The following is an 11,626-nucleotide window of genomic DNA, read 5'->3' on the forward strand; positions in this document are numbered from 1 at the left end:
CGGCGGGCGTGGCAGGAGCCGGGGCGGCTTCCGGAGCCGGAGCCGGGGTCGGCGCGGGCGCGGCTTCCGGAGCGGGGGTCGGTTCCGGCGTGGCCGGGGCCGGGGCGGCGACCGGGGCCTGCGGCGGCGGCGTGGGTTCAGGCGCCGGAGCTTCCTGGGCGACAACACCCGTGGCCAGGGCGCTGGCGGCGAGCAGGGACAGGATGGCGAGACGCATCGGCGGTAAGACCCTTCTTGATATCAGGCGGCGGCATCAAAGACCGCCTTGCGATCCCTCGCAACCTGCCAACGATTGAATCCCGGCGAAAAAATGACGCCGGTAATAAATTAAGCAGCCTCGACGGCGTGTTCAGCCAGGATGGTCAGGCCGGCCGGGGTGACGTCGGCGAAGCCGCCCTGGACGTCGAACACCCGGGTGGTCGAGCCGTTGATCACCGTGACCCTGCCCTCGCGCAGGGCGGTCATGAACGGCGCATGGCCGGCCAGCACGCCGAAATCGCCTTCGACACCGGGGGCGTCGACGCGGTCGACCTCGCCGGCGAAGACTTCGCGCTCAGGGGCGACCAGGGAGAAATGGAGCTTGTCGGCCATCAGTCCACCGCCTCCAGCGCGGCGTCGATATCTTCATCGGTCTGCAGCTCGGTGCCGCAGAAGGGACAGAACTGCACGGAGATGAGGAGGTCGCCCTCCTCACCGTCGCGCTCGGTCCGGCCCGCGTTGAGCAGGATCAGACCGCTGTCGTGCTCGAACAGCGCCGCCTCGGGACCCGCGCCAAGGCAGGCCTCCATGTCGTCACAGCAGTAGCCGGCGGCGATGTCGTCGTCTTCCATCAGGCTTTAGGCTTCCTGAGCCATCTTCTCGGCCTTGGCCACGGCTTCCTCGATCGGGCCGACCATGTAGAAGGCGCCTTCCGGCAGGTGGTCGTACTCGCCGTCGCAGATGGCCTTGAACGAGCGGATGGTGTCCTTCAGCTCGACGAAGGCGCCGGGCGTGTTGGTGAACTGCTCGGCCACGAAGAAGGGCTGCGAAAGGAAGCGCTGGATCTTGCGGGCGCGGGCCACGGTCAGCTTGTCCTCTTCCGACAGCTCGTCCATGCCCAGGATGGCGATGATGTCCTTCAGCTGCTTGTACTGCTGGAGGATTTCCTGGGTCTGACGGGCGACGGCGTAATGCTCTTCACCGATGACCAGCGGGTCCATGATCCGGCTGGTGCTGTCGAGCGGGTCGACGGCCGGGAAGATGGCCTGGGCGGCGATGTCGCGGCTCAGCACGGTCGTCGCGTCCAGGTGGGCGAACGAGGCGGCGGGCGCGGGGTCGGTCAGGTCGTCGGCGGGAACGTAGATGGCCTGGACCGAGGTGATCGAACCCTTGTTGGTCGAGGTGATGCGTTCCTGCAGATTGCCCATCTCGGTGGCCAGGGTGGGCTGATAGCCCACGGCCGAGGGGATGCGGCCCAGCAGAGCCGACACTTCGGCGCCGGCTTGCGTGAAGCGGAAGATGTTGTCGACGAACAGCAGCACGTCCTTGCCTTCCACGTCGCGGAAGTACTCGGCCTGCGTCAGGCCGGTCAGGGCGACCCGGGCGCGGGCGCCGGGGGGCTCGTTCATCTGGCCGTAGACCAGGGCGCACTTGGAGCCTTCGGTCGAGCCGTTGTTCTTCTTGGGGTCCACGTTGACGTTGGACTCGATCATCTCGTGGTAGAGGTCGTTGCCTTCGCGGGTGCGTTCACCGACGCCGGCCAGCACCGAGTAACCGCCGTAAGCCTTGGCGATGTTGTTGATCAGTTCCTGCATGGTCACGGTCTTGCCGACGCCGGCGCCGCCGAACAGGCCGATCTTGCCGCCCTTGGTGTAGGGGCACATCAGGTCGATGACCTTGATGCCGGTGACCAGGACTTCGGCCGAGGTGGCCTGTTCCTCGAAGCTCGGGGCTTCGCGGTGGATGACGTTGTAGATGTCCGACTGGATCGGGCCGGCCTCGTCGATCGGCTCGCCGATGACGTTCATGATGCGGCCAAGCGTGCCCGGGCCGACCGGAACGCGGATGCCGGCGCCGGTGTCGATGACCGGCTGGCCGCGGGTCAGGCCCTCGGTGGTGTCCATCGAGATGCAGCGGACGGCGTTTTCGCCGAGGTGCTGGGCGACTTCCAGGACCAGGCGGAAGGTCTCGCCGGTGCGCTGGTCGCGGTTCTCGGTTTCCAGGGCGTTCATGATCGACGGCAGGGCGCCGGTGAACTCGACGTCGACGACGGCGCCGATGACCTGGGAGATGCGGCCGGTCGCACCGTCGAACGACAGCTGGGCGGCTTTACCGCCGGCGACAGCGGCTTTCGGCGCAGCGGCCTTCTTGGGGGCGGCGGCAGCCTTCGGAGCCGCGGCGGCCTTCGGGGCGGCGGCGGCCTTGGCGGCCTTGGGGGCGGCGGGCTTCTTGGGGGCGGTGGCCATGTCTTGGTCTTCCGTGCGGTCTTATTCGGTCAGAGGGCTTCGGCGCCGGAGATGATCTCGATCAGCTCCTTGGTAATCTGCGCCTGGCGGGTTCGGTTGTACTGGATGGTCAGGCCCTGGATCATGTCGCCAGCGTTGCGCGTGGCGTTGTCCATGGCCGTCATCTGGCTGGCGTAGAAGCCGGCCATGTTTTCGAGCAGCGCCGAGAGCACCTGCACCGTGATGTTGCGCGGCAGCAGGGTCTCGAGGATGGCTTCCTCGCTCGGCTCGTATTCGTAGGCGGCGCCGCCGAGGTCAGCGGGAGCACCCCCGCCGGAGACCTGCGCCGGGATCAGCTGCTGGCCAACCGGGGTCTGGCTGACCACCGACTTGAAGCGGCTGTAGAAGAGAGTGACCACGTCGGTCTCGCCGGCGTCGTAGATCTCGATGATCCGCTCGGCGATCGGCTGGGCCACCGACAGGGTCAGGGTGCGTTCGGCCGACAGGTCGAAGCTCTGGATGATCCGGTCCGGGTACAGACGGCGAAGGGCGGGCAGCGCCTTCTTGCCGATCGTGATGATCTTCACGTCCTTGCCGTCGGCGATCAGCTTGCTGATCTTCTCGCGGGCGGCGCGGACGATCGAGGAGCTGAAGCCCCCGGCCAGGCCACGGTCGGCGGCGGCGACCACCACCAGGTGGCGCTGGTCACGGCCGGTGCCGGCCAGCAGCTTGGGCGCGCCGTCGCCGGACACCCCCGCCGCCAGGTTGGCGATGACCGAGGCCATGCGCTCGGCATAGGGGCGCGCGTTCTGGGCCGCGTCCTGGCTGCGGCGCAGCTTGGCGGCGGCGACCATCTGCATGGCCTTCGTGATCTTCTGCGTGGCTTTCACGCTCGAGATCCGATTGCGCATTTCCTTGAGGCTGGCCATCGAGGGCTACTCTCTCCTTCGGTCCAGCCGGATTTAGGCGAACGTCGCGGTGAAGTCGGCGAGGGCGCTCTTCAGCTTGTCCTCGAGGTCGCCCGACAGCGCCTTGGTGGTGCGGATGGCGTCCAGCAGGTCCTGGTGCTTGCTGTGCAGGCGGCTCAGGAACTCGGTCTCGAAGCGGCGGACGTCGGCGGTGGCGATCTTGTCGAGGTAGCCACGGGTGCCGGCGTAGATCACGCAGACCTGCTCCTCGACCGACTGCGGCGCGTACTGCGGCTGCTTGAGCAGCTCGGTCAGGCGCTCACCGCGCGCCAGCTGGCGCTGGGTGGCGGCGTCGAGGTCGGAGCCGAACTTGGCGAAGGCGGCCATTTCACGGTACTGGGCCAGCTCGCCCTTGATCGGGCCGGCGACGGTCTTCATCGCCTTGATCTGGGCGGAAGAACCCACGCGCGAAACGGAGATACCGACGTTCACGGCCGGGCGGATGCCCTGGAAGAACAGGTCGGTTTCCAGGAAGATCTGGCCGTCGGTGATCGAGATGACGTTGGTCGGGATGTAGGCCGAGACGTCGTTGGCCTGGGTCTCGATGACCGGCAGGGCGGTCAGCGAGCCCGAACCGTTGTCTTCGTTCAGCTTGGCGGCGCGTTCGAGCAGGCGGCTGTGCAGGTAGAAGACGTCGCCCGGGTAGGCTTCGCGGCCCGGCGGGCGGCGCAGCAGCAGGGACATCTGGCGGTAGGCCACGGCCTGCTTGGACAGATCGTCATAGATGATCAGGCCGTGCATGCCGTTGTCGCGGAAGTACTCGCCCATGGCGCAGCCCGAGAAGGGGGCCAGGAACTGCAGCGGGGCCGGCTCGGAGGCCGTGGCGGCGACGACGATGGTGTATTCCAGCGCGCCGGCCTCCTCGAGCGTCTTGACGATCTGGGCGACCGTCGAGCGCTTCTGACCGATGGCGACGTAGATGCAGTAGAGCTTGGCGCTCTCGTCATCGCCGGCGTTGGCGGCCTTCTGGTTGAGGATGGCGTCGATGGCGATGGCGGTCTTGCCGGTCTGACGGTCACCGATGATCAGTTCGCGCTGGCCGCGGCCGATCGGGATCAGGGCGTCGATGGCCTTCAGGCCGGTCTGCACCGGCTCGTGCACCGACTTGCGCGGGATGATGCCGGGCGCCTTGACGTCGACGCGGCGACGCTCGGAACCGACGATCGGGCCCTTGCCGTCGATTGGCTCGCCCAGCGGGTTGACGACGCGGCCCAGCAGGCCCTTGCCGACCGGCACGTCGACGATCTCGCCGAGGCGGCGGACCTCGTCGCCTTCCTTGATCTGGCTGTCGTTGCCGAAGATCACGATGCCGACGTTGTCGCGTTCCAGGTTCAGGGCCATGCCCTTCACGCCGGCCGAGGGGAACTCGACCATTTCGCCGGCCTGGACATTGTCCAGACCGTAGACGCGGGCGATGCCGTCGCCGACGGACAGAACCGAGCCGACGTCGGAGACATCGGCTTCTTCGCCGAACCCGGCGATCTGCGACTTGAGGATGGCCGAAATCTCGGCGGCGCGGATGTCCATAACGTTACGCTCTCTTCAGGGCGAATTTCAGGGAGTCGAGCTTCGACTTCAGCGAAGCATCGAACAGACGAGAGCCCACGCGGACCTTGAGTCCGCCCAGGAGGGCGGGGTCCACGCGGGTGGAGATTTCCGGTTCCTTGCCCAGCGACTGGCGGAGCGCCGCGGCGATCCCCTTGGACTGAGCAGGCGTGAGCGGAAGGGCGGAGACGACCTCGGCGGTGACCGCGCCGCGGTGGGCGGCGGCCAGGTTGCGGAAGGAGGTGATGACGTAGGCCAGGTCACGGGCCCGGCCGTTGGCGGCCAAGAGGCCGAGGAACTTGGCGGTCAGCATGTGGACCCCGGACTTGGCGGCGACGGCCACCAGGCCCTTGCCCTTGTCCTCGGCGGTGAAGGCCGGCGATTCGATCAGGCGCTTGAGGTCCTTGCTCTCGGCGAGCGCGCGCGAGAGGGTTTCCATGTCGGCCTCGACGGCCTTCAGGGCGTTGTTATCCATGGCCAGGTCGAACAGGGCCTGGGCGTATCGATCGCCCACATCGTTGGTCTTGCTGTCGTCCGCCAATTTGGTCCGTCCGGTGCGTTCTGTCCGTCGCCAGCAGGGTGCCCCCCACCACGATCCTAAAGGCTTGAAAGCGCTTGAGAAAAGCACATGGGCGAGGGGGTCGTTATGAACCGCCTGCCCGAAGCCGGGCGCCTGATAGCACGGCGGGTTGTGCATCGCAACGTCGCGGGGAAATAAGGTGGGAACCCAGGGGATTTCGGCCCTCTGGGGGCCTCACGCAGGGTAAGCTCTTCCCCTACCTCGAAGAACCATCGGCTGTGGATGACAGGCGGCCAAGATTGGATCGGCCGCCGTGAGTGTTCCCTTCTCCCCTTGTGGGAGAAGGTGGCGCGAAGCGCCGGATGAGGGGTCGATAGGTCTTTCAGCTGCGTAGAGGCGGTTGCTACGGGCGCGGTGATCGCCGGGAGCCCCCTCATCCGCCGGCTTCGCCGGCACCTTCTCCCACGAGGGGAGAAGGAAGACCGGAGGCGAACTCACGAATACGGCTGCCCTGCCCTACCCCGCAGGCTGGCCCACCACCCTGAACACCCCCTGCCCGCCGCCGGCCACGCGGCCGTCCGGCCAGGTCGCCCGGGCGCTGACGAACACCAGGCTCTTGGTCGAGCGGTCGACCTGCGCCGCCACCGACACCGCGCCCTCGCCGGCCGCGCCGTAGTCGAGGGCCAGCGACACCGGGGCCACCGGCCGGTCCGCCGCCGCGGCGGCGGTCAGGGCGTCTTCCAGGAGAAGGGTGAGGCGGGGGTGGGTCATTCTTCCGTCCTTAGGGGAGACTGGTCTGATCGCAGGGCCGATATAGAGAAAAGGGGCGGCTGGATGACCCAGCCGCCCCTTGACCATCGCAAGGTCGAGTTTGCTCGAGGAAATTGCCGGGCGGGAGTTAGACCGCCCGGCGGGGTAAACTTCTACTTGTTGGAGGCCACGGCGCGGGTGGTGGAGACCACCGTGCCGCACTTGGCGAGGTCTTCGCTGCCCAGCGAGCCGTAGGCCAGCACTTCGCCGACTTCCTTGCTCAGGGCCTTGCAGCCCTTGGCGGTGTCGGTGCGGCTGGGGGCCGAGGCGGCGACGCAGACGGCGCCTTCGCAGTTGAACACGGCGCCGCCGGCGACGACCTTGGTCTTGGCGGCGACGGGGGTCTTCAGCGAGACGACGATCTTGCCATCAGCGGCGAACGACGTACCGGCGAAGGCGAGCGACAGGGCGGCGGCAGCCGCGAGGACTTGGAATTTCATGTGAGGCCCTCCAGGGCGTTGGGTGAGGAAACGCTACGCTTGGATCGAGTTAGACTTTTTGCCTTCGAACCCGCCGCTGGTCTGCCCTCCGGTATCCCCACCGAAGAGCGCGACGTGAACTAAGCACTGCTTAGATATCAACGATAACCTAGAAACGTGCAAGCGGTTTTTTTGGCTGACCGGCAAAATCTTTTGTCGCGGCCTTTACGCGGGGTCACGGTTGCCGCGCGCGTCAACCGGCGCATAGTGCCGGCCAAGAATAATGACATCGGGACGACGGCCATGGATTTCAACCTGCCCCAACACCTCGTCGACTATCTGGCCGAGCTGGACCGGTTCATCGAGGAGAAGATCAAGCCGATCCAGGCGCGGGACGACAACGAGCGCTTCTTCGACCATCGCCGCGAACACGCCCGCACCGACTGGGACAACAACGGCCTGCCCCGCAAGGAGTGGGAAGACCTCCTCGCCGAATGCCGCAAGGTCGCCGACGAAGCCGGGCATCTGCGTTACGCCTGGCCCAAGGACATGGGCGGCAAGGCCGGCAGCAACCTCGACATGGCGGTGATCCGCGAGCACCTGGCGGCCAAGGGCTTAGGGTTGTTCAACGACCTGCAGACCGAACACAGCATCGTCGGCAACAACCCCTTCATCCTGATGTTCAAGGAGTTCGCCACGCCCGAGCAGGTGGCCCGCGACGGCGAGAAGGTGCTGAACGGCACGATGCGCACGGCCTTTGGCCTGACTGAGCCCAACCACGGCTCGGACGCCACCTTCATGGAGTCCACGGGCGTCCGCGAAGAGAAGGACGGCAAGCCCGGCTGGCGGATCAAGGGCGAGAAGATGTGGACCACCGGCATGCATGTGGTCAGCCACGTCATGGTCTTCGCCCGCACCAGCGGCAAGGACGGCGACGCCACCGGCATCACCTGCTTCATCGTGCCCCGCGAGCACATCAAGATCGAAGAGTGGATGTGGACGTTCAACATGCCCACCGACCACCCGCGCATCTCCTTCGACTGCTGGATTCCCGAGGACAGCTATTGGGGCCAGATCGACCGCGGCCTGGGGCTGGGCCAGTCCTTCGTGCACCAGAACCGCATCCGCCAGGCGGCCTCGTCGCTGGGCGCCGCCGTCTACTGCATAGAAGAGAGTGTGAAGTACGCCCGCCAGCGCAAGCCGTTCGGCAAGCCGCTGAGCGACAACCAGGCCATCCAGTTCCCCCTCGTCGAGCTGGCCACCCAGTGCGAAATGCTGCGCCTGCTGATCCGCAAGACCGCCTGGGACATGGATCACATGGAGCACAAGCAGATCGAGAAGGAACTCTCCGACAAGGTCTCGATGTGCAACTACTGGGGCAACCGGCTGTGCTGCGAGGCGGCCGACCGGGCCATGCAGGTGCACGGCGGCATGGGCTACAGCCGCCACAAGGCCTTCGAGCACATCTATCGCCACCACCGCCGCTACCGGATCACCGAGGGCTCCGAAGAGATTCAGATCCGCAAGGTGGCGGCCTTCCTGTTCGGCTACCTGGGTCCGCGGCGGAAGCAGTTCGCCGAACAGGCGGCGGCCGGCGGCGACTACGTCCAGCCGGTTCCCGCCCGGCATTAGGGGACCGGTTGGCCGCAACGCGGCCTACCTGTCCCCGATCTGCGCCGACGTCCGGGTCAGCGCAGGTCCAGACGCCTGAGCCGATCGGGGACAGGTAGGCTGCTCCCGCAGCCAACCGGTCCCCAGCTTCAGTCCATCCGCCGCCAGTAGGTGGACGTCGTCGTCACCACCTCCGGGACCTCTTCCACCACCGGCGCGGCGGGCGGATCGACGCCGATGCCGAGCAGCAGGGCGTTGAGCGCCTCGATGAGCGGCTCGCGCGCCAGGCTGTAGTGGATGAACTGGCCGCGCCGGGTCCCGCGGATCAGGCCGGCGACCTGCAGCACCGACAGATGTTGCGACATGGTCGGCTTGGACAGGGCGAACCGCGCGGCGATGTCGCCGGCCGTCATCTCGGTCTCGGACAGGAGAAGGAGCACCTCGCGGCGCACCTGCGACGACAGAGCTTCGAAGATCCGCTGCATGACAGGCCATTTCAGTATTAAGCGAAAAACCGATACGTCGATATTTCGGTAATTCGCAAATTGGGTCAATACCGATTTATCGGCCGCTCAAGTGCAGGGCGGATAGGTTTTCCAGTGCTCCAGGTACTCGGCGAAGGTCTGGGGAAAGCCCATCGCCTTGCGCCATTCCTCGACCCGGGCCGGGTCTTCCAGCCGGTCGGGGACCCATTTGCCGGCCTCGCATTTCATCTGCGAGCCGTAGCGCTGCGGCCTTCCCTCGTTGAGCGCCAGCCGGTCGTACATCAGGCCGAACGACTGGCCGTCAACCTCGCCAGTGACCACCAGCGGTTCCAGCACCGGCACGAACCGCTTCCACTGCGCCAGGTCGCTGTGCTGGATGATGTGGAAGGCGGCGGCCGCGGCCTTCGCGCCGTAGCGGCTCTTCAGGAACCAGCCCTCGGGCGGGATCATCTTCAGCAGCGCCTTGAGGTTCTCCTCGTCGGCCGCCTCGACCGACGCCCACATGGCCTTGCGGGCCGCGGCGATCTCGCCGGCCGGCAGCACGGTGAAATCGATACCGGTCAGCACCCGCCGCCCCACCTGGTCCATCGCCCCCAGCCGCAGCAGTTTCTCGACGTCATCGGCCGGCGGCGGCAACGCCGCCTGACGGGCCCGCTCGGCGTCGAGCGCCGCCTTGACCGGCGCGATCAGAGCCTGGGCCTCGGGCGAAAGCGCCTGGGGCGACAGCGGCGCATCGGCGGCGAAGGCCGGGGCGCTCCCGACCAGAAACAGGCAGGCGACTATGATCCGCAGCATGGCGTTCCTCCCGACCCTGACATTGGCCGGCGCGCCGGTGACGAAACTGCGGCCGGCGCGGGGCCGAACCAGGGCTCTCAGGTTTCGGGCCTGGCCTTGGCGGCCCGGGCGGCGCTCTCCGCCTTCAGCGGCCGCGACACCGGGCAGACCTCCTGGACGTAGTCGTTCAGGGTGTTGACCAGGCTCTCGCGCACCAGGCTGTAGTGCACGAACTGGCCCTTCTTCTCGCTGGTCACCAGGCCCGCCGCCTCAAGCACGCTGAGGTGCTGCGACACCGCCGGCTTGGAGATGGAGAACCGCGAGGCGATCTCCCCCGCCGTCAGGTCGGCATGCGCCAGATAGGCGAGGATCTTGCGCCGGACGGTCGAGGAGAGGGCTTCGAAGACTCGCTGCATGGCCTCTTATTTAAGCGATGAATTAAGCGCTTGCAAACATGGTGATTAGGTAATTAAGTTATTTCTTACACGTAGGAGCCCGCCATGCTGTTTCGAGATCCCCGCCTGGACACGACCATGGGACGGGCGAGCGGCGGCCTGGTCCTGGCCAGCGTGGTCGGCGCCGCCGTGACCTTGCTGCTTATCGCGGCGGAAGAGGCCGTGCGGGTTCCCGACCGGGCCGGCCATCTGCTGCCGGGCGGGCTGGTCTTCTACCCGTTCGTCCTGGCGGTCTGGCTGTTCGGGGCCTTCACGGTCGGCGCCCTGGGCTGGGGCCTGTTTCACCAGCTTGGACTACGCGGCCCCTTGGCGGCGATCGTCCTCGGCATGGCCGGAGCCTGGCTCGGCGGCGCGACCTTCACGGGCGGCAGCGACGGGAACATGGGCCTGCTGCTCTCCCTGTCCGGCCTGCCAGCCAGCCTCGTCGGCTGGCGGTTCGCCTATCGAAGAACCCCTCGACCGGAAGGGGCCTTCTCATGACCCACCACCACGACCCCTACGCCGTCCACTCGGTCGTCGAGACCCCCGGCTGCAACCCTGTGGAGGGCCGTGTCTGCTGGGACCCCGCCCACTCGCTGTGGAACGGGGCGATGATGCTGGCCACCCTCATCGCCGGCCCGCTGCTGTTCACCTGGAGCGCCTTCGCCGTCTTCCTGCTGCTGACCGGGGCGGGCCTGCTGCTCGGCCATTCGGTCGGCTTCCATCGCCGGCTGATCCACGGCAGCTTCGACTGTCCGCTGTGGCTGGAGCGGTTCCTGGTCTGGGTCGGAACCCTGGTCGGGATGAGCGGGCCCTTCTGGATGATCCGCACCCACGACCTGCGCGACTGGGCCCAGCGCCAGCCCGACTGCCACCCCTACCTGCGGCACGGCGCGCCGATGTGGAAGGACGCGGTCTGGCAGCTGCATGGCCGGCTGGAGCTGACGCATCCGCCGCGCTTCGAGATCGTCCCGCGCATCGCCAGCGATCCCTTCTACCGCTGGCTGGAACGGACCTGGATGCTGCAGCAGCTCCCCGTCGCCGCCCTGCTCTATCTGGCCGGCGGCTGGTCCTTCGTGATCTGGGGCGTCTGCGCCCGGGTCTTCGTCTCGGTCACCGGCCACTGGCTGGTCGGCCACCTGGCCCACACGCAGGGGCCCCAGACCTGGCTGGTCGACGGCGCCGGCGTCCAGGCCCACGACGTCCCCTGGGCGGGCCTGCCGACCATGGGCGAGGCCTGGCACAACAACCACCACGCCTACCCGGGCTCGGCGCGGATCGGCCTGTATCCGGGGCAGTCGGACTGGGGGTTCGTGTTCATCCGGCTGCTGGAGCGGGTGGGACTGGCGTGGAACGTGCGGACGCCGGAGAATTTGCCGGCGCGGGGGTGTCTGCGGGCGGCTGGAACGGTGGAGGATGACCTCCACCCCCAACCCCAAATCTCGTCATCCTAGGCCTTGTGCCTAGGACCCACGGTTCAGCTGCCGCGATCTTCCGCCATGGAGGCGCGGCCGCGCCTCCACTCCACGGCTCGTGCAAGCGGACACGTGGGTCCTAGGGACAAGTGTTCAGCCCGGGGACATGCCTGACAGGTGTTCGGGGACATAGCTGACACATCATTTGCTGGATTGGCTCTT

Annotated in this window: 15 protein-coding genes; 3 read left to right on the top strand and 12 right to left on the bottom strand. The window is 67.2% G+C overall.

Annotated elements, in window-relative coordinates; genetic code table 11:
• The 9 genes from AC1RSK_RS23960 to AC1RSK_RS24000 all read right to left on the bottom strand — a co-directional run.
• On the bottom strand, positions 1-217 hold a 217-nt coding region (locus AC1RSK_RS23960; protein WP_492910214.1), incomplete at its 3' end, for a hypothetical protein.
• Positions 218-327: 110 nt separating this feature from the next.
• Entirely contained in the window at positions 328-591 is a 264-nt protein-coding gene (locus AC1RSK_RS23965) for an ATP synthase F1 subunit epsilon (RefSeq protein ID WP_492910215.1), read from the bottom strand.
• Positions 591-830: a hypothetical protein gene (locus AC1RSK_RS23970; protein ID WP_492910216.1), complete on the bottom strand. Its 240-nt coding sequence runs from the start codon at positions 828-830 to the stop codon at positions 591-593. Before AC1RSK_RS23970 ends, AC1RSK_RS23965 begins: the two co-directional genes overlap by 1 nt.
• A 6-nt stretch (positions 831-836) precedes the next feature.
• The gene (gene atpD, locus AC1RSK_RS23975) at positions 837-2,444 is read right to left on the bottom strand and encodes a F0F1 ATP synthase subunit beta (protein ID WP_492910217.1); all 1,608 of its coding nucleotides are present in this window, start codon (positions 2,442-2,444) and stop codon (positions 837-839) included.
• Positions 2,445-2,473: 29 nt separating this feature from the next.
• Complete coding sequence (locus AC1RSK_RS23980) at positions 2,474-3,352, bottom strand: F0F1 ATP synthase subunit gamma (protein ID WP_492910218.1); 879 nt, start codon at positions 3,350-3,352, stop codon at positions 2,474-2,476.
• Positions 3,353-3,385: 33 nt separating this feature from the next.
• Entirely contained in the window at positions 3,386-4,918 is a 1,533-nt protein-coding gene (atpA, locus tag AC1RSK_RS23985; protein WP_492910219.1) for a F0F1 ATP synthase subunit alpha, read from the bottom strand.
• Positions 4,919-4,922: 4 nt separating this feature from the next.
• On the bottom strand, positions 4,923-5,477 hold the full coding sequence (locus AC1RSK_RS23990; protein ID WP_492910220.1) for a F0F1 ATP synthase subunit delta: 555 nt from the start codon (positions 5,475-5,477) through the stop codon (positions 4,923-4,925).
• 495 nt (positions 5,478-5,972) lie between these two features.
• Positions 5,973-6,227 carry a hypothetical protein gene (locus AC1RSK_RS23995; RefSeq protein ID WP_492910221.1) on the bottom strand — a complete coding sequence of 85 codons (255 nt, stop codon included), beginning with the start codon at positions 6,225-6,227 and terminating at the stop codon, positions 5,973-5,975.
• Positions 6,228-6,379: 152 nt separating this feature from the next.
• The gene (locus tag AC1RSK_RS24000) at positions 6,380-6,706 is read right to left on the bottom strand and encodes a DUF8200 family protein (protein WP_492910222.1); all 327 of its coding nucleotides are present in this window, start codon (positions 6,704-6,706) and stop codon (positions 6,380-6,382) included.
• Positions 6,707-6,988: 282 nt separating this feature from the next.
• Here AC1RSK_RS24000 and AC1RSK_RS24005 point away from each other — a divergent pair, with 282 nt between their 5' ends.
• Positions 6,989-8,317, top strand: a complete 1,329-nt coding sequence (locus tag AC1RSK_RS24005; protein WP_492910223.1) for an acyl-CoA dehydrogenase family protein — start codon at positions 6,989-6,991, stop codon at positions 8,315-8,317.
• 128 nt (positions 8,318-8,445) lie between these two features.
• Here the strand turns inward: AC1RSK_RS24005 and AC1RSK_RS24010 are convergent, their stop codons facing one another.
• The 3 genes from AC1RSK_RS24010 to AC1RSK_RS24020 form a co-directional block, all read right to left on the bottom strand.
• Positions 8,446-8,781: a metalloregulator ArsR/SmtB family transcription factor gene (locus tag AC1RSK_RS24010; protein ID WP_492910224.1), complete on the bottom strand. Its 336-nt coding sequence runs from the start codon at positions 8,779-8,781 to the stop codon at positions 8,446-8,448.
• 87 nt (positions 8,782-8,868) lie between these two features.
• A complete protein-coding gene (locus AC1RSK_RS24015) occupies positions 8,869-9,576 on the bottom strand; it encodes a DUF6624 domain-containing protein (protein WP_492910225.1) in 708 nt (235 codons plus the stop codon).
• A gap of 77 nt (positions 9,577-9,653) precedes the next feature.
• Positions 9,654-9,971, bottom strand: a complete 318-nt coding sequence (locus tag AC1RSK_RS24020) for a metalloregulator ArsR/SmtB family transcription factor (protein WP_492910226.1) — start codon at positions 9,969-9,971, stop codon at positions 9,654-9,656.
• Between the two features lie 84 nt (positions 9,972-10,055).
• Between AC1RSK_RS24020 and AC1RSK_RS24025 the strand changes: the two genes are divergently transcribed.
• On the top strand, positions 10,056-10,490 hold the full coding sequence (locus tag AC1RSK_RS24025; protein ID WP_492910227.1) for a hypothetical protein: 435 nt from the start codon (positions 10,056-10,058) through the stop codon (positions 10,488-10,490).
• On the top strand, positions 10,487-11,443 hold the full coding sequence (locus AC1RSK_RS24030) for an acyl-CoA desaturase (RefSeq protein WP_492910228.1): 957 nt from the start codon (positions 10,487-10,489) through the stop codon (positions 11,441-11,443). Before AC1RSK_RS24025 ends, AC1RSK_RS24030 begins: the two co-directional genes overlap by 4 nt.
• Positions 11,444-11,626: the final 183 nt, after the last annotated feature.

Source organism: Caulobacter sp. GW821-FHT11A05 (assembly GCF_058809015.1).